Below are 17,682 nucleotides of genomic sequence, written 5' to 3' on the forward strand. Positions count from 1 at the left end.
GGAGCCGTGAAAGGTGATAACCTCGCGTTAACAGAGGAAACGCGCTTTTTTATTTTGGGCGGATGCGCTTTGCTGTAGGAAGCTAAGAGTCCGCGTTAGGGGTTAATTCCCGCAATAAAGACGGGTCATAACCTCGTTTGAGTATAAAACGACCTGGCCGCTTAATAAACCCGCTGCCAGATCCGGGAAAAATACTGGCGCAGTGACAGAGCGGAGCGGCTTGGCTATGCTCTTAGGTATCGGAGAAACCCATTAAAAATAAATAATTAAGCTGGCGCTCCAAAGCGTAGAGGAGATTCCGGCCGTGCGTACGATTGAAGAACTTGCGCTGGCGAATGAATTGATGAAATGGGCGTACGTGAAGAAACTCACGTTGCACCCTGACTCTGAGGATTTATCCGCCATTCTCGAACAGCACCCTAAATTAGTGGTGGCGATGAATCATGGCCCGGCGCTTGGCGCTCTGGCCGCAGCGATTGCCCTGATGCATGCGTATCTGCGTAGCGGCGGCGAAGAACGCGTGCCTTTTGCATTGACCTGGCGGGGCTATTATCAGGTTCCCGTGTTTAAGCAGTTATTCACGCTATTAACTCAGGTTGATCGCTCCTTGTCGTTCAACGATGTCCTGCGGCTGATGCGAACCAGCCGCTACACGGATTGCCTTATCATGCCCGAAGGCGAGAATTGCAGCTTCGGCGATGGCCTGAACGTGCAGCCTTTCCTGAGTCCACGCTTCATTGAGCTGTCCTTGCGGTCGCGTGCGCCATTGTTGCTGTGTCTGCATCAGGGAGCGGAATCCTGGGCTAACCCTGTGCGCATTCCTCCGTGGCTATTGGGTGTGGGAAGAGTGTTGCCAAGAAACATGGAATTGCGTCTGCGGGATTCGCGCATGCTCAGCATTCCCCGTTTCCCGCGCAAACTCAGTAATCTGAATGTGATGTTCCGACTTTATCATCCTCGCCTGTTGGAAAAAGATCTCAGTGACGATGCGTCGATCAGGACGCGTCAGCTCTGGCAGGAGGCCTGGCAGATCCACGCTGTCATGCAATCCCATATTGAAAAAATGGCGCAGGCGACGGCGCCCAGCTTACATGGAAATGACTATGAACTTCACTCAGGAGGTTAGCGCGTGGCTGTCGGAGAACGGATACGGCGAGCTTGAGTCGTCGCAGTCCGTGGGTGGAGGCTGCATTAATCAAACTTTGGAGATTCACACCAGTCACAAAGAGCGGTTCTTCCTGAAGTATCATGGCTCGCCGCCGGTAGGGATGTTTTCAGTAGAGGCTCGCTCACTGGATATATTGCGCGAAGCCAAAGGCGTGCGCGTTCCAGTGGTGATCGCCAATGCGGAGCACTATCTACTGCTGGAATGGGTGGAGCCTCATGAGAGAGCGCCGGATTATTGGACTCGCTTTGGCGAAGGGCTGGCGAAGCAGCATCAATCCGTTGCGCTGGAATTTGGCTTTGGATTCGCCACCTACTGCGGAACGACCTTGCAGCCTAATGATAATTACACCGATGGATATGTTTTCTTCGCACAGCAGCGCTTGTTATTTCAGGGACAGCTTGCTTATGACAGCGGCAAGCTGGATAGCGGCGCCATGTGGCGTTTGGAAGCCCTGTGCCGCAAGCTTCCTGAACTGGTTCCACAGCAGCCGCCATCGTTGTTGCACGGCGATTTGTGGTCCGGCAATGCGCATCAGGATGAAAATGGCGCTCCCGTGTTGATTGATCCCGCTTGCTATTACGGCTGGCGTGAGGCGGAGCTGGGCATGACCATGTTGTTCGGTGGCTTTGGAGAGGAGTTCTACGCCGCCTATGACGCGGCGTATCCGCTGGAAGAGGGCTGGCGCGACAGAGTCGACATCTACAACCTTTATCATTTATTGAACCATCTCAATTTATTTGGCGGCGGTTATTCCGGGCAGGTGCAGCGCATATTGGGCGCGTACACCTGATTGGCGCGTTTAGTCCATCGTCAGTACGATTTTGCCGCGAACGTGTCCGCCCTCTAACATTCGATGGGCCTCCGCCGCTTGCGCCAGCGAAAAGGTCGCCTGCACTTCCACGTGTAGCTTTTCTTTGGCGGCTGAGGTCAATAACGCCTGCAGACGACGCGGGTCGGGATGTACGGTATAGCCGCTGGCCTGTTTCCCTTGGACCTTAGCCGCGTCGCAAATTGACGTGGCGCTGATGGTTGGCAAGGTCACCAATGCGCCCTTGGGGGAGAGGAAGTCCAATGCCACCAGGCCTGTTTCTCCGCCTACGGCGTCAAAAACGAAGTCCATATTGCGCAGTTTTTCCAGCTCGTGCGGATTGTGGTAATCCACAGGAGTGACGCCCATGCTGCTCAGAAAATCATGGTGGGGTTTTGACGCAGTGCCCCAGACATGAGCGCTTTTGCTCTTCGCCAATTGCGCAGCGAGGTGCCCAACGCCGCCCGCCGCAGCCAGAATAACGACTTTTTGGCCTGCGCACAGCGCGCCGACTTCGAACAGCCCCTGCCATGCGGTCAAGCCAGCCAAAGGCAATGCGGCGGCTTGGACATAAGAAAGCTCTGCAGGAATTTTGACCAGATTGTCGGTGGGCAGGGCGATGTATTCACTGTAGCCGCCGGCGGGCAGAGGGAAGTTTACCAGGCCGCAAACCCGGTCGCCGGGTTCAAAGGACAGGCCCGCGCCGTTCACTTCAACTATCTCGCCGGCGATATCGTAACCGGGCGTCCAGGGCATACGGGTTTTGACTTTCTCAGCAACAAATCCCAAGCCTCTGCGGGTTTTAAAATCAATAGGATTGACGCCGCAGGCGCGCACTTTGATCAGTGCTTGATTGGGGGTTGGCGTTGGGATTTTCGCTTCAATCAGTCGTAAAGTGGATGGGTCGCCAAATTCACTTATCTGGACGATCTTCATGGGGGAAATACCTCCTGTGAACAACCTCTAAAGACGGCCTCACTGCAGGTGAGTATTATTCTTTTGAGTTATTTAAACGTTATTTAATGTGGGCAAGTATACCTTTTCGGGGCGTCAGTTTCAGTGCGGCGGAGACGTTTATTTGTTTGTGTTTTAATAGAAAAGGCTTGACGCAGCGTTGAATTGCGGGTGGATTTTTAATTGTGAATGAATAGATTATTGTATATAGCGCATAAGTTATGCGGCGGATATGCAACGGAGCAGAAAGTTTGCGTGAGTAATCACCGGATTGAGATAGGTACTCCCCGCTCTGGGATTGTCGGGGGTTAGTGCTAAAATGCCGCTCAGATGACAACCTCAAAACAACGAACATACTTAGTCTCGTTACAGGAATTCGAATAATGAAGCTGAAAGCAGCCCTGATTGGATTAGTTGGCGCAGTGAGCATCCAGGCGTTAAGCGGTTCGGCCGGGGCGCTGGAGCTGACTTGGAATCCCAAGGAAGACATCGTCGGTAGAGAACATCGGCTGGTCGCAAAAAAAGAGTACACCTTCGTCGATCTCGGCGAGCAGTACAATTTCGGATTTAATGAGCTGGTTAGCGCCAACCCAGGTGTAGACGCCTGGATACCTGCGGAAGGCGATGAAATTGTCATTCCCGGGCGTTTTATCCTGCCGCCGGGATTGCGCAATGGCATCTTGATAAACTTGGCGGAATATCGCCTGTATTATTTTCAGCCGGATAAAAAGCGTCTCTACACTGTACCTATCGGTATCGGCACCGTCGATTTCCCCACACCGATCATGGACACCAAGATCGTCACCCGCATGAAAAATCCAACCTGGTATCCGCCAGAGTCCATTCGCCAAAGACAGATGGATGAATACGGCGAGCAGTTACCCAAAGCGATCCCTGCCGGGCCTGACAATCCTCTGGGCTCTTATGCGTTTAAGCTGGATGCTGACAGTTATCTGATTCATGGCACCAATAAAGGCGTGGGCATCGGAATGCGCGTCAGCCATGGTTGTATTCGTCTGTATAACTGGGATATCAAACAGATGATGTCTATGGTGCCGGACAACACGCCGGTCAAGATCATCAACCAGTCCGTCAAACTGGCGGTGGACGACGGTAAACTCTGGATGGAAGTCCATGCAGAAGCCGACGTTACTGAACAAAAACTGCGGGAAGAGTATACCTACCAACTGCTTAAACTACAGTCGACTGGCGTCAGTGTAATGGTGGACGAAGAAAAAGTGACGAAAGCGCTGGCGGAATTGACTGGCCTTCCTTCGCCGATTGGAGAGCTGAAGCCGTCCCTGGCCGCAAGCATGTCATCCGGTTCTTAAGGAACCGGATTACTTCATGCTGGCTCTTTCCAGCATGCGACGCGCGCGTTCGTTTGCTTCGTTAGCCGCTTTTTGAGCAGCCAGAGCTGCAGCTAAAGCTTCTTCAGCTTTGGCGTAAGCTTCGTTAGCGCGTGACAGAGCTGTGTCAGCAGTGTTTTGCGCACCGGAAACAGCTTGCTCTGCGTTGTTCGCAGTAGTCGTGGCGGCGTCGAGGGCTTGACGGTCTTGCTCAGTCAAGCTGGCGCAACCACCGGCAAGCAACGAAGACATAACGATCCCTGAAACTAGAAGTTTTTTCATTGAGGTTTCCCCCTTTTTTATGGGTGGTGATAATCTGTTATGACTTTGAACTGAAGGTTCAAAGCGCCGGGTTAGTTTAATTAGACTGCATCGGGTTTTAAAGCCATTAAGTATAAATGCTAATCGGAATAATTAATTAGTAAGTTCTGCTCAAATATCAATTTATTTATGCCCTATAACAGGGCGTTTCAGTGGACGCTCCCTTAATCGCTGCATAATATTCCCCTGTTTTCGTGAAACGAACGATAATTAAGGGTGTGCGAGTAAATATGCTTAATCAGATTTATTAATAAATGGTCATATTTAAAAACGGGATTAAGCGACAAACATCCAGGCAGCAGATGACGCCCGGCTCTGGAGGCATGCGTTATTTGCGCAGCGGTATTTTTGTTCTGGTTTTATGTTTGCTTTTCAGCGGCATGATTTATGTCACTGAAGACTGGGCCAGAACTTCTGCTGTACGGGAACTGGAGCAGGACGCCGCCAATGAGCTGCAGCGCTCCGTTTCCAGCCTGCAGGCGTTGCTAAGTAAGTATGAATCCCTGCCCCATATCCTCGCCGTAGACCCTCGTTTGCTGGCTTTGTTGCAGGACCCGACGAACGTTGAACTGACCAGCCGCACCAATGCTTATCTGGAATCAATCAACTTTATTGGCGGCGCGGCGGATGTGTATTTGCTGAATGCGCGTGGGGACACCCTTGCCGCCAGTAATTGGCGTCTGCCGCGAACCTTTATCGGACATAACTTTTCCTATCGGCCTTATTATTCCGACGCCATGCAGGGGCGTTCCGGGCAGTACTTTGCGCTGGGGACTACCTCGGGCGTTCGTGGTTTCTATTTTTCTTTTCCCGTATCGGATGACGACGTCATCCTGGGCGTCATCGTGGTCAAGATTGACCTCTCCGCCGTTGAACAACGCTGGGGCAGCCCTTGGGGGAAAAACGCCTATGAGGTGCTGGTGACGGATAATTACGGCGTAGTGTTTATTTCCACCCGCGCGGAATGGCGCTTCCGGCTGACGCGTCCGCTAGGAGCGGCGGAGGCCCGCGAAATAGAAAAGGAACAGCGCTACGATCCGGAACTGTTGAAACCGATGCTGCTGGCGCAAACGCAAACCTCAGAGCAACTGTTGGATTCCTCCACGCAATTTGTCCGCGCAGGATTACATGATGAGAACGCGCAAACCTACCTGACTAAATCCGCAGACATGCCTCAGGCTGGCTGGCGGGTGCAGGTCCTCCTGCCGATGGAGCGCGTAAAAAAAGAAATCAGCAATGTTCTGCTGCTCAGTTTGTCGATGATTTTTATCATTGTGCTATTAGCATTGCTGTTGGTGGAGCGCGCGCGGCGGGAACGTGCGCTGCGCGCCGCCCGTGATCTGCTGGAGGCTCGCGTACAACATCGCACTCGTGATCTTTCCGAGGCCAACGCGCGTCTGCTTGAGGAAGTGGAAGAGCGGGAGAGGGCGGAGAAAGAGCTTAAACTGACCCAGGATGAGTTGATTCAAGCCGCCAAATTAGCTTTGCTGGGGCAGCTGTCCGCAGGCATCAATCATGAGCTTAATCAGCCGCTGACGGCGCTGCGCACTTATGCGCAGAATGCGCAGGCGTTTATTGAGCGTAATATGTCGGACAAGGCGCAACTGAATTTACGGGAAATTGTTGGTCTGACCGATCACATGGCTTCCATCATTGGGCAACTGAAAATCTTCGCCCGCAAAGAGGCTAATGTGTCTGGTCCGGTGCATGTGAACAGTTGTATCGACGCGGCTTTGAAAATTACTGAGCCGGAGTTGCGTCGGGCGCATGTGAACTGGGGCGTAGGCGCTGCGGCGGACGATATTTATGTTCAGGGAGATATGGTGCGTCTGGAACAGGTGTTGATTAACCTGATCACCAACGCTTTGCACGCCATGTCCGGCAGTCAGGAAAAGCAGTTGCGCATTCAGTGCGTCAATCAAAGGGGCAAAGTGCGCATCCAGGTTCGCGATACCGGGTCGGGCATCCCTGAGCATGTAATGCAGCACATCTTCGAGCCGTTTTATACGACCAAAAACAGAGGACAAGGCCTGGGATTGGGTCTTTCTATTTCATACAGAATCATCGAGTCGATGAAGGGCGAATTGCGCGCCGCCAATAATGAGGAAGGGGGGGCGCTGTTTATAGTCGAGCTGCCGCTGGCTCAGGCGGACGCCTCCACCGTTCCCGACTCGCAAGCCGCTTTGCAGTCGGCCGGCGGCGACAATGAGGAGTAAGACTTTGCAGTCAGAGAATGCAGGCGCAGCAGGCGCCGAACTGATGGTGTACTTCATCGATGATGACCGCCATATCCTGCAGTCCGTTGGCCAGACATTGGAGCTGGAAGGCCTGCAGGTGGAAACCTTTCTCAGTGCGGAAGAGGCGTTGCGGAACCTGCAAACTGACTGGCCCGGCGTGCTGGTCAGCGATATCAATATGCCGGGGATGGACGGGTTGCAGCTGATGCAGGCGTTGCAGAAAGTGGATTCCGAATTACCGGTGATTCTGGTGACCGGCCATGGCGATATCTCAACAGCCGTTTCCGCCATGCGCGAGGGCGCCTATGACTTTATAGAAAAGCCTTTCAGCAACGAGCGCCTGCTGGATACCATCCGGCGCGCCATGGACAAGCGTCGCCTGACGCTGGAGAACCGTGATTTACGCAGAGAGTTGCAGGAGCAGAACGCGCCCGGCCCGCGTATTTTGGGACGCACTCCCGCAATTCAGCGATTGCGGCGCGTATTGCAACAAGTGATGAATACCCCGGCGGATATTCTGTTATTCGGTGAAACCGGCGTCGGCAAAGAGCTGGTGGCTCGCTATCTGCACGAGCACAGCAACCGGCGCGAGCACAACTTTGTCGCCATCAACTGTGGCGCGGTGCCCGAAAACCTCATTGAAAGCGAACTGTTTGGTCATGAAGCGGGCGCTTTCACCGGTGCAGATAAGCGTCGCATTGGTAAGTTTGAACACGCTAATGGCGGCACGCTGTTTCTGGATGAAATAGAGAGTATGCCGCTGTCTCTGCAGGTCAAAATATTACGTGTGCTGGAAGAGCGCAAAGTGGAGCGTTTGGGTTCCAATACATTGATTCCTCTGGATTTGCGCGTGATCGCCGCGACCAAGATCAGTCTGAAGGAAATGGCGGATAAGGGAGAATTCCGTAGCGATTTATATTATCGGCTGAATACGGTGGCGGTGGAAATTCCCTCTCTGCAGGATCGACTTGAAGATGTGCCGCTTTTATTCGAGCACTTTGCGTTAGTCGCCGCCGCCCGCTATCAGCAGGAAATCGTGCCGTTAAAACCTGAGCAACGACATCGCCTGCTGACTCACAATTGGCCGGGTAATGTACGGGAGCTGCGCAATTTGGCGGAGCGTTACGTGATTATGGGGGAGGAATGCTCCTTCGATATGGAGCATATGCTGGGCGAACCGGAGATTCAGAGTCGCCGCACACTGACGGAGAAGGTGGAACTGTATGAGCAAACGCTTATCCGCGAAGCTTTGGCCGCTCATCAAGGCAGTATCAAGGATACGCTTGTCGCCCTCGGCCTGCCGCGGAAAACGCTGTACGACAAAATGAAAAAGTATGGCATTAGCCGCCAGGATTTTCGCGAGTCGGAGTAGGCTCGCATTCTTATATTTTCTCTTCAAGGTATGAAGTTATTTCGTTTATGAAACGTCTGCTGTGTTTCGTGCTGGCGCTGGCAGCTTCGCTGTTTGCGTTCTGGTATTTCATCACTGTTCCCGTCTTCTTTGTTGCGTCGCCCGAGAGCTACCAGCCGATGGCCAGCGCTGACACATTGCGACGGCATGTAAGAACGCTTGCTGAGGAGTTGCCTCCCCGCTCTGAGGACGCTGATGAACTGGCGGCGTCCGCGGGTTATATCCAGGCGCAATTTCAACAGCATACGGATAGAGTTGAGGCGCAACCCTATGGCGTGTGGGGAATAGAATATCAAAATATATCGGCGAAGTTCGGCCCGGGTGACGACAATGGTCCAGTCATCGTCATTGGCGCTCATTATGATGCATTTAAAGGCCTGCCCGGCGCAGACGACAACGCCAGCGGCGTCGCCGGACTGCTTGAGCTGGCCAGACTTTTCGCCGCTCAACCGCCGCCAATCCAGGTGGAACTGGTCGCGTACGCTTTGGAGGAACCGCCGTACTTTCGCACTGACGATATGGGGAGTTTCCATCACGCACAATCTCTGAGAGAGAAGGCTGCGGAAGTCAGATTGATGATCTGTCTGGAAATGATCGGCTATTTCTCCGAGCAAGCCGGCAGCCAACGATACCCTTTAGCCAGATTGAATGCGTTTTACCCGGACAGGGCTAACTTTATCGCCGTTGTCTCTAATCTTGGCGGACACAGCGACGTCCGCGCATTGAAAACCGGCATGCTGCAAGCCACGCCCCTGCCTGTAGAGTCTATGCTCGGGCCCGCCTTCCTGGCCGGTGTCGACTTCTCCGACCACATTAACTACTGGTTTCACGACTACCCTGCGGTCATGGTGACCGACACCGCATTCTACCGCAATAGCGCCTACCATACGGACCAAGATACCTGGGATACGCTGGACTATGAGCGTATGGCGATGGTTGTGGATGGTGTTTTTAATGGAGTGTCTAAACTCCGATAAGGTATGCTTAACCTGCAGTCAAAATACTTTTCTCTAAATGATAAAGAGGCAGTTTTGATGACGTTTGAGAGGGTGAATTAAGAAGGCGTGAAATGTTCATAAATGAAAGTGCGATGCATCTTTTTGCATTTAAGTTTAAGGCGATAATTGTATCGAATTGTATTTTTGATAAATATGGTCAGATTTATAGGATATGACCAGATCATTATGCTTTTTGCTTCTGACGTTCATTGTCCGCTCAGCGCTGGCTGAGACTACCGGTATCCCGGCTTCAGTAAGTCAGGTTCAGACCAAAATTGTGAATGGCCAAGTTGTTAGGATTGTTCAGCACAATATGGAGATCAATCCTATCATTCAATTCGAAATATTATCACGCCCTGATTTTGAGCCCCTACAGACGTTGACCGTCGGTGAGCTGCCGTATCGCGTTGAAACGCTGAGTCTGAGGGATTCAAGCGGAGCTTTTGTGGAAAAAGTGATTGTCGGGGATACTCATATCAGTATTGTTTTCGAATATTTCTTTATTGAAGGTCAGTCTGCTCTTTTTGAATGCCAGCTACCAGTGAGTGGTAAACACTTTGGGTCATTCCAGTGTAGTAAGGAGTAGAAATTATCCTTCTCTCATTTATTATGAATTTAATAGAGCGCATATCACATAAATTGATCGACTCCTGATAAAAATTCTCCATTCAGTTTCAATTCAGCTTGCATGTACATAATGGCCTCCGTGTTGTTGCTTCATCTGGTTTGACCGAGGTGAAGGGCGCATCTAACGGTAGCCTGCAGCTTTTGATGATAACGGGTGGTTTTCACCGCTGGCGTGGTCGGTTGTATGGCGGATTATCAAATAGCATTCGTACATAAGTCATCTCAGGAATATCTATGAAAAAGGTAGTGGTAGCGTCGGTTCTAACTTCATTTCTTCTTTCCACTGGCTGCGCGAGTATTGTCAGCGACAGCAGCTATCCCGTAGCGATCAGCAGCTCACCCTCCGACGCGCAGTTCGTCATTGAAGATTTAAATGGCAACGAGATTCATGCGGGCCGCACGCCTGCGACGGTAACCTTGAGCGCTGGCGAGAGCTACTTTCAAAAAGCGAAATATCGGGTGAAATTCCACAAGGACGGCTATGACGACAAGACCGTTATGCTGGAAAGTAAGCTGGATGGCTGGTACTTCGGCAATATTTTGCTGGGCGGCGTAATAGGAATGCTGATCGTCGACCCGATCACTGGCGCCATGTGGAAGCTGCCTGAAGGGCAGGCGACAGTTTTGGAGCAGAAGTATGCTTCTGCGCCAAATAACGGCGATCTGACTATCGTATCTATTGATCAGCTTTCAGATATCGAGCGCGATTCCCTGGTGCGGATTAATTAAGACTCCCTGCCTCGCAGCGGGTGAAACCCCGCCCGCTGCGTCTATTCCCCTCTTCGATCATTTCTTTGTATCAGGCGCAGAAAGCGTTACGCCACTGGCGCCAGTCGGCGTGAGCGATAGCGCATCATCGCGTCCCATGACACCAGCGCCAAGGCGCACCAGATAATGACGAAAGTGATCCATTTACCCTGGGGTACAGGCTCCTGATAGAGCGTGATCGCCAGGATGAACATGATGCTGGGGCCGAGGTATTGGAAGAAGCCGAGGATGGTCAAAGTCAGCCTGCGGCTGGCGATGATGAACAGCAACAGCGGCAAGGTCGTTGCGGGTCCTGCTGCGAACAGCAACAAGTTGTGGTAAGCGTCGTTGCTGAGCATGTTGCTGGCGGGGGACGCGGAGGTCCACATGTAAATCAGCGCAGCCGGCGCCAGCAGGCACGTCTCCACGCACAGTCCGCTGACGGCGTCCACCGCCACCTGCTTGCGCAATAAGCCGTAGAAGCCAAAGGAGAGCGCCAGTACAACAGCAATCCAGGGCAGGGAGCCAAAGGCGACGATCTCCAGTAATACTCCACCCACAGCAAGGGCGGCGGCGATGCGTTGCAGGAAAGTCAGGCGTTCCCCCAGAAACAGATAACCCAACAGCATGTTGACCAGTGGGTTGATGTAATAGCCGAGACTGGCTTCCGTCAAATGATTGTTGTTCACGGCCCAGATGAACAGCAGCCAGTTGCCGCCCACCAATAACGCCGACAATGCCAGCCACCGCAATTTACGCCATTCGAGCAGTCCTGCGCGCACTGCCATCAAGCGGCCGCTGACGGCGCACAGCAATACAGTCAACACGCTGGACCAGACGATGCGATGCCCCAGGATTTCCAGAGCGGGCATATGGCTCAGTTGCTTGAAATAAATGGGCATGAATCCCCAAAGGAGGAAAGCTCCCAGCGCGGCTAAAGCGCCGTTGGACGAAGACGGTTGTGTTGACGATGCGCTCATGGGTTCCTGCAGAGGCAAAGGTAGGGACTGGTTACTATGCTGATGAAAAGACTGACTGGCAAGCTAGGATTTACCTTGGACTCATTCCGGGTGTGATTCGGTGGCGAGAGGAACTGGAGCGTTGCATAATTTGTCCAATAACCGTAACCGGTTCCCGCTTGCTGCTAAAATCAGGCGTAATTACGCAACCCGCCGAATATGGAGACTGCTGCGATGCCCGACGCAATCCGAAATCTGACATTTACCTTGGTTGAAATCGCCACCTTTTTCGGTGCTGCGGTGATCGCCATGCTGGTGGTTTGGGTGTTGATCGCCTATGTCATCGATATTACCCAGAAGAAACACGCGATTCGCCGTAATTTTCCGGTGATCGGGCGTTTCCGCTATTTTTTCGAACACCTTGGCGAATTCTTTCGGCAGTATTTTTTCGCCATGGACCGTGAAGAATTGCCTTTCAATCGCGCGGAGCGGGCCTGGGTTTATCGTTCCGCGAAAAATGTCGATAACACGGTGGCGTTTGGCTCAACCCGTAATCTCACTCATGCGGGCGAAGTCATATTTTTGAACTGTCCTTTCCCCACGCTGGAGGAAGACGCCGTGCCGCCAAAGGAGATCACCTTGGGAGAAGGCTTTGCGCGTACGCCATACAGCACCAGTTCCATTTTCAATATCTCCGGCATGAGTTACGGCGCAATCTCGCGTCCAGCGGTCCTGGCCTTGTCACACGGCGCTAAAGAGGCGGGCGTGTGGATGAATACCGGCGAAGGCGGGCTCACCAAATACCATTTGGAAGGCGGCTGCGACCTGGTGTTTCAAATTGGTACGGCTAAATATGGCGCTCGCAACGAAGAGGGTGCGCTGAGCGACGAGAAGCTGTTGCAGATCGCGTCGCACGAGCAGGTAAGAATGTTTGAGGTCAAGATGAGCCAGGGCGCCAAACCTGGTAAAGGCGGCATTCTTCCCGGCGGCAAAGTGACGGAAGAAATTGCGGCTATCCGGGGCATCCCTGAGGGTAAATCCTCTATCAGTCCCAACGGCCATCCAGAAATCCGCAATGTGGATGATCTGATGGATATGATTCATCACATCCGTGAAGTCACCGGTAAGCCTGTGGGATTCAAAGCGGTGATTGGCGCTTATGGCTTTCTCGACACTTTATTCAAACGTATTCATGAACGTGGGCTTGAATATGCGCCGGACTTTATCACCATCGATAGCGCGGACGGAGGCACGGGAGCTGCGCCGCAGAGCCTGATTGACTATGTAGGGCTGACCATCAAAGAAAGTCTGCCTTTAGTGGTGGATAAACTAATGGAATACGGCTTGCGACACCGTATTAAAGTCATTTGCTCCGGCAAGCTCATTACGCCCTCCGGCGTCGCCTGGGCATTGTGTATGGGGGCGGATTTCATTGTTTCCGCGCGAGGATACATGTTCGCTTTGGGATGCATTCAGGCGCTGCAATGCAATAAGAATACCTGTCCGACTGGGGTCACCACTCATGATCCAGAGTTGCAGAAAGGCCTCGACCCCGCCAACAAAGCCGTCCGCGTCGCTAATTACGCCAAGAAAATGGCCTATGAAGTGGGAGTGATCGCCCACTCTTGCGGTGTGCGCGAACCCAGGGAGCTGCGTCGCTATCACGCCCATATTATTAACGACAGCAGTTTCTCTACGTCCCTGGAAACACTGTTTCCTACGCGTCAGGTGCGTCCGGAGTACGCGGAGGAAGTGGTTAAGTTAGTCCAGTCCGAGTAAGCGCTGTTTCAGCGACTCATCAAAAGGGCGTCGGCCCAGCCAGATATTGAAGTAGGCGTGCGCCAGCGGCTCCTCCCGCAGGCGCGCCAGCTCCTGATCGTTGAGCAACAGGCGCAGGCCATCGTTAGCTTGATACTCCAGGCGATACTGGTCGCCATCACTTACATCGCGATAGCTGGAATGGAATTGGCGCAGGGCGCTGGCGTTTTCAGGCAAGGATTGGTTGCGACGCAACAAGGTTTCCGCACTTTCCGTAAAGGCGTGGGCGGGGATGTTGCGTTCATAACGAAACAGCATCACGCGACTTTCCTGTGTGTCCTGTCGCCAGGATGTTGCGCAGTTCTCACGATAGAGAGCGGCGGCGCCAACGGTGAACAGTCGGTAGGCCTTTAACTCGGCGACGCCGCAGCGTTGTAAAGTCGCGTCAGCAACCTGCTGTGTTGAGGGAAATCTAACTGAGTCTGAAGCCCAAATCTTTGGAACGGTTAGCGCCAGAATGAGCAGCAGGCGGGTTTTCACTGGTTTGCCCCCACGCCGCCGCGAATCTTCTGCAGGACGCCTCCGACCAGCGGAAGGTGATAGTAAAAACCCTCAGCGCTGTCCCAGTAATCCTGATGAAGAACGATCTCTCCTTGAGCATTGAAGCGTAGATGAGAGACACCGATGGAGGTGACTTCGATCTGCTTCCACCAGACTTTGAACTTTAAGGTCATGGTCCAGCGCAGCAGGATGTCATCGCCGGTCGATGCAAAGTCTAGGAACTGTACTGACGTGGAGGCTTTCTCCGCCATCGCGACGAAGTAGCGCGTCAGGTCCTCCCGCTCCTGCAAGCTGTGAAAGGTGTCATTGAAATAAAATGTCTTCGCGTAAGCGCGCTCGACGGCGGCGGGGATACTGTCTGGCGTGAAATTATTCATGAGCGCTATGAAGCCTTGCAGTCGCGGCTCCTGCTCAATGGAAGAGAAAGTGTCGGAACCCGCTGCGGTTAAATAATCCTGATGGGGCGTCAACGGACCTGAACTGGAGCAGGCGCTCAGTAATCCTGCGAAGGCGGCGGTCAAGCTGGTGCGGAGAAGTGCCATAACGTCAATTCCTGAAAGGTTTCCATGTACTTGATGCTAAGCTTTACGACGCTGGACGAGATTCAGTTTTGCCATGGCCGGCGATGATGACGTTGAAGACTCGCCGAACCTGATCAAGACAGTTATAAAATCCCGCCTGCAAACCAAACCGCTTCTTCGTTCGTAAGATATTGGCGATGACAGCGGCGACTCTCTCAACTGAGGACAGATTTTAATATGCAAGGCTTGGGCAGGTTATTGAGCTGGATTGATAATGACCGCAAAGGATTGTCGGTAGATGTAGGTCAGGACGCTGTGGACTGGCGCAGAGTCTGGCCGTTCGTCGGCATTCACCTGGCCTGCCTTGCAACGCTTTGGGTGGGCTGGAGTCCTGTAGCGGTGTGGGTGGCGGTTGGCGCTTATCTGGTGCGCATGTTCGCCATCACAGCGTTTTATCACCGATATTTTGCTCATAAGTCCTTTCGCACCAGCCGTCCCGTGCAGTTTGTTTTCGCTGTACTGGGAGCCTCCGCTACTCAGCGCGGTCCGCTTTGGTGGTCGGCGCATCATCGCCATCATCACCGTACTTCCGACACTGAAGCAGACCCACACTCGCCCAGACATGGCTTTTGGCGCAGTCATGCTGGCTGGTTTCTGGGAGGAAAATACTTTAAGGCGCCGCTGAATCTGGTGAAGGATTTCAGTCAGTATCCCGAATTACGCTGGCTTGATCGGTTTGATATGTGCGTGCCCCTGGCTTTCGGTTTCGGCATGTGGTGTCTGGGCGAAGGACTTGCCTATATGGCTCCGCAACTGCAAACCAATGGCTGGCAAATGTTGGTGTGGGGGTATTTTATTTCCACAGTGGTGTTGATTCACGCGACCCTGGCCATTAATTCTCTCGCCCATCGCTGGGGGACGCAGCGATATGAGACGGGTGACGACTCCCGCAATAATTTTATTCTGGCGCTGCTGACTCTGGGGGAGGGTTGGCACAACAATCATCATCACTATTCCGGCAGCGCACGCCAGGGGTTCTTTTGGTGGGAGCTGGATCTGAGCTATTACCTGTTGCGATTGATGGCGGCGGCAGGCTTGATCTGGGATCTCAGAGATGTCCCTGAACATAAGAAGTGGGCGCATAAACCTGAAATCTCAGGCCTGACGCTGAACGGAGGCCGCAGATGAACATCGCGATCATCGGCGGCGGAGTCTCCGGCCTCACCGCAGCTTATTATCTGCATAAAAATCATGAAGTGACGTTGTTCGAAGCGAATGGGCGTCCAGGCGGCCACACCGATACGCATTCTCTCCGGTTGGATGGTCAGGATGTGGCGGTTGATTCCGGCTTTATTGTGTTTAATGAACACAATTACCCCAGATTCTGCGACATGCTGCGAGAGTTAGGCGTGCAATGGCGCGACAGCGACATGAGTTTCAGCGCAGTCAATGAGGCGACGGGCATGGAGTATGGCGCGGCGGGTCTGAATCGATTACTGGCGCAGAAGCGCAACCTGATGCGTCCAGACTTTTATCGGATGCTCAAAGATCTCATGCGTTTTTACACAGAAGCGCCGAGACGGGCTTTGGAAGTTGATGCCGATCTGACGTTGGGCGAGTTTTTACGTCAGGATGGTTATAGCCGCGCGTTTATCGACAACCACATTGTGCCCATGGCATGCGCGCTTTGGTCTGCGTCTGCGCGAATAATTGAGGCCTTCCCGTTTCGTTTCTTCATCTCCTTCATGGATAACCATCGCATGTTGCAATTACGCGGTCGGCCGCAATGGAAAGTCGTGCAGGGCGGTTCGCAGCAATATGTAAAACGCATTCAGGCAGTGCTTGGCCGCCGGGTGCGTCTGTCTTGTCCGGTCGCCGTGGTATCCCGTTGCGGAGACTCCGTGATGGTGCACTCGGAGCGATATGGCGCTGAAAATTATGACGTTGTCGTCTTCGCCTGTCATAGTGATCAGGCGCTGGCTCTGCTTAAAGACTCAGATCGAACGGAATGTGAGGTCTTGGGCGCGATTCCCTATCAGGACAACCTGGCGGTAGTGCATTCTGATACGCGCGTCATGCCGTCGAAACGCGCCGCCTGGGCGAGTTGGAACGCCTTTATTCCGCAGCAGGCGGCGCAGCATTGTTCTGTCAGCTATTGGATGAACTCGCTACAAGGCCTTACTTGCGAGACGCCTGTAATTGTGACATTGAATCCGACTTTCCCGATCGCCCCTGAAAAAGTCTACGCCCGCCGCACCTATGCGCACCCTGTCTACACCCATGAAACGCTGGCTGCTCAAGCGCGCCGCGAAGAAATCAATGGGCGCCGTAATACCTATTACTGTGGCGCATATTGGGGCTGGGGATTCCATGAAGATGGCGTGCGTAGCGCGTTGGATGTCGTGTCCCTGATCCAGCGGAGGCGGTATGGCGTTGCGGCATAGCGCAATCTGTGAAGGCAAAGTGCGGCATCGCCGCTATTCGCCGGCGTCGCATCATTTTGAGTATCGCATCAGCATGACCTGGCTGGATTTGGATGAGTTGGAGGAAATTAATGCTCTGCCTTTTTGGTCCAGCCGAGGCTTCAATTTGATGCAGTACCGGCGTTCAGATTATCTGCGTCGAGACATTCCTGACTTAAAACAGGCTGTATATGAACGTCTGCAGGAAGCTGGCGTGGCCCAGCAGTCTGGCGCTATTCGCCTGCTGACCCATTTACGCTCCTGGGGGTTTTGCTTCAACCCTGTCTCGTTTTACTTCTGCTTTAACCAACAGGAAGAGTTGTACGCCATCGTCGCGGAGATCAACAACACGCCCTGGAACGAACGGCATTCCTATGTGTTGCCGCTGACGCCGCAACGGTTGCAGGGGCAGGCGCTCACTTTCAGCTTTGATAAGGCGTTTCATGTGTCGCCGTTCATGCCGATGGCGCTGAAATATGAATGGCGATTTCGCCTGGATGAGCAACGGGTTTGGACGCACATGCGTTTATTGGAAAACGGCGCAGCGGTGTTTGACGCCAGCCTGGGGCTGGTGAAGAAGCCCCTGACTGTCGCCAGCGCATGGCGCGCACCGCTTAAATTTCCCTTTATGTGCGTCACTGTCGCGATAGCGATTTATCGGCAGGCGTTTTCACTTTGGCGCAAAGACGTCCCTTTCTATCCCCATCCCGATAAAAAGGCGCGGGGGGTGAGAAAGCGGATGAATCAGGAGACGGTTTAAATCGGCGTTAAGCCTTGATGGTTCAAATAGCTGGAGACATA

The 17,682-nt window shown here is 53.2% G+C and carries 17 protein-coding genes; 12 read left to right on the top strand and 5 right to left on the bottom strand.

Going from position 1 to position 17,682, the window contains the following annotated elements:
- The first annotated feature begins 304 nt into the window (after positions 1-304).
- The gene (locus EUZ85_RS31075) at positions 305-1,126 is read left to right on the top strand and encodes a hypothetical protein (protein ID WP_164887175.1); all 822 of its coding nucleotides are present in this window, start codon (positions 305-307) and stop codon (positions 1,124-1,126) included.
- Complete coding sequence (locus EUZ85_RS04035) at positions 1,104-1,958, top strand: fructosamine kinase family protein (RefSeq protein WP_164887176.1); 855 nt, start codon at positions 1,104-1,106, stop codon at positions 1,956-1,958. Before EUZ85_RS31075 ends, EUZ85_RS04035 begins: the two co-directional genes overlap by 23 nt.
- A 9-nt stretch (positions 1,959-1,967) precedes the next feature.
- Here the strand turns inward: EUZ85_RS04035 and EUZ85_RS04040 are convergent, their stop codons facing one another.
- The gene (locus EUZ85_RS04040; protein ID WP_127968036.1) at positions 1,968-2,912 is read right to left on the bottom strand and encodes an NADP-dependent oxidoreductase; all 945 of its coding nucleotides are present in this window, start codon (positions 2,910-2,912) and stop codon (positions 1,968-1,970) included.
- A 401-nt stretch (positions 2,913-3,313) separates the two neighbouring features.
- Between EUZ85_RS04040 and EUZ85_RS04045 the strand changes: the two genes are divergently transcribed.
- The gene (locus EUZ85_RS04045; protein ID WP_127968037.1) at positions 3,314-4,261 is read left to right on the top strand and encodes a L,D-transpeptidase family protein; all 948 of its coding nucleotides are present in this window, start codon (positions 3,314-3,316) and stop codon (positions 4,259-4,261) included.
- 9 nt (positions 4,262-4,270) lie between these two features.
- Here EUZ85_RS04045 and EUZ85_RS04050 read toward each other — a convergent pair whose 3' ends face one another.
- Positions 4,271-4,561 carry an Lpp/OprI family alanine-zipper lipoprotein gene (locus tag EUZ85_RS04050; RefSeq protein WP_011394313.1) on the bottom strand — a complete coding sequence of 97 codons (291 nt, stop codon included), beginning with the start codon at positions 4,559-4,561 and terminating at the stop codon, positions 4,271-4,273.
- A 293-nt stretch (positions 4,562-4,854) separates the two neighbouring features.
- Here EUZ85_RS04050 and EUZ85_RS04055 point away from each other — a divergent pair, with 293 nt between their 5' ends.
- The 5 genes from EUZ85_RS04055 (at position 4,855) to EUZ85_RS04075 (ending at position 10,602) form a co-directional block, all read left to right on the top strand.
- A complete protein-coding gene (locus tag EUZ85_RS04055; RefSeq protein ID WP_127968038.1) occupies positions 4,855-6,816 on the top strand; it encodes an ATP-binding protein in 1,962 nt (653 codons plus the stop codon).
- 4 nt (positions 6,817-6,820) lie between these two features.
- The gene (locus EUZ85_RS04060; RefSeq protein ID WP_305000037.1) at positions 6,821-8,209 is read left to right on the top strand and encodes a sigma-54 dependent transcriptional regulator; all 1,389 of its coding nucleotides are present in this window, start codon (positions 6,821-6,823) and stop codon (positions 8,207-8,209) included.
- A gap of 47 nt (positions 8,210-8,256) precedes the next feature.
- Positions 8,257-9,225: a M28 family peptidase gene (locus EUZ85_RS04065; protein ID WP_127968039.1), complete on the top strand. Its 969-nt coding sequence runs from the start codon at positions 8,257-8,259 to the stop codon at positions 9,223-9,225.
- A 193-nt stretch (positions 9,226-9,418) separates the two neighbouring features.
- Positions 9,419-9,832 (top strand): hypothetical protein, encoded by a 414-nt coding sequence (locus EUZ85_RS04070; RefSeq protein WP_127968040.1) that lies wholly within the window; start codon positions 9,419-9,421, stop codon positions 9,830-9,832.
- Positions 9,833-10,107: 275 nt separating this feature from the next.
- Positions 10,108-10,602, top strand: coding sequence for a hypothetical protein (locus EUZ85_RS04075; protein WP_127968041.1), 495 nt, complete (start codon positions 10,108-10,110; stop codon positions 10,600-10,602).
- 86 nt (positions 10,603-10,688) lie between these two features.
- On the opposite strand, the gene rarD is transcribed toward EUZ85_RS04075, so the two are convergent.
- A complete protein-coding gene (gene rarD, locus EUZ85_RS04080) occupies positions 10,689-11,600 on the bottom strand; it encodes an EamA family transporter RarD (RefSeq protein WP_127968042.1) in 912 nt (303 codons plus the stop codon).
- Between the two features lie 213 nt (positions 11,601-11,813).
- On the opposite strand from rarD, the gene EUZ85_RS04085 reads away from it, so the two are divergent.
- Positions 11,814-13,358: an FMN-binding glutamate synthase family protein gene (locus tag EUZ85_RS04085; RefSeq protein WP_127968043.1), complete on the top strand. Its 1,545-nt coding sequence runs from the start codon at positions 11,814-11,816 to the stop codon at positions 13,356-13,358.
- On the opposite strand, the gene EUZ85_RS04090 is transcribed toward EUZ85_RS04085, so the two are convergent.
- Both EUZ85_RS04090 and EUZ85_RS04095 read right to left on the bottom strand, forming a co-directional pair.
- A complete protein-coding gene (locus EUZ85_RS04090) occupies positions 13,341-13,877 on the bottom strand; it encodes a chalcone isomerase family protein (protein WP_127968044.1) in 537 nt (178 codons plus the stop codon). The two genes, EUZ85_RS04085 and EUZ85_RS04090, sit on opposite strands and share 18 nt — an antisense overlap.
- Complete coding sequence (locus tag EUZ85_RS04095; protein ID WP_127968045.1) at positions 13,874-14,440, bottom strand: nuclear transport factor 2 family protein; 567 nt, start codon at positions 14,438-14,440, stop codon at positions 13,874-13,876. The genes EUZ85_RS04090 and EUZ85_RS04095 overlap by 4 nt, the downstream gene beginning before the upstream one ends.
- A gap of 216 nt (positions 14,441-14,656) precedes the next feature.
- On the opposite strand from EUZ85_RS04095, the gene EUZ85_RS04100 reads away from it, so the two are divergent.
- Genes EUZ85_RS04100 through EUZ85_RS04110 form a run of 3 tightly spaced genes read left to right on the top strand, consistent with a single transcriptional unit; the run spans position 14,657 to position 17,641 of the window.
- Positions 14,657-15,607 (top strand): acyl-CoA desaturase, encoded by a 951-nt coding sequence (locus EUZ85_RS04100; RefSeq protein ID WP_127968046.1) that lies wholly within the window; start codon positions 14,657-14,659, stop codon positions 15,605-15,607.
- On the top strand, positions 15,604-16,863 hold the full coding sequence (locus EUZ85_RS04105; RefSeq protein WP_127968047.1) for an NAD(P)/FAD-dependent oxidoreductase: 1,260 nt from the start codon (positions 15,604-15,606) through the stop codon (positions 16,861-16,863). Before EUZ85_RS04100 ends, EUZ85_RS04105 begins: the two co-directional genes overlap by 4 nt.
- Positions 16,847-17,641, top strand: a complete 795-nt coding sequence (locus EUZ85_RS04110) for a DUF1365 domain-containing protein (protein WP_127968048.1) — start codon at positions 16,847-16,849, stop codon at positions 17,639-17,641. The genes EUZ85_RS04105 and EUZ85_RS04110 overlap by 17 nt, the downstream gene beginning before the upstream one ends.
- Positions 17,642-17,682: the final 41 nt, after the last annotated feature.

The sequence above is a fragment of the Hahella sp. KA22 genome (genome assembly GCF_004135205.1).
Classification (GTDB): domain Bacteria; phylum Pseudomonadota; class Gammaproteobacteria; order Pseudomonadales; family Oleiphilaceae; genus Hahella.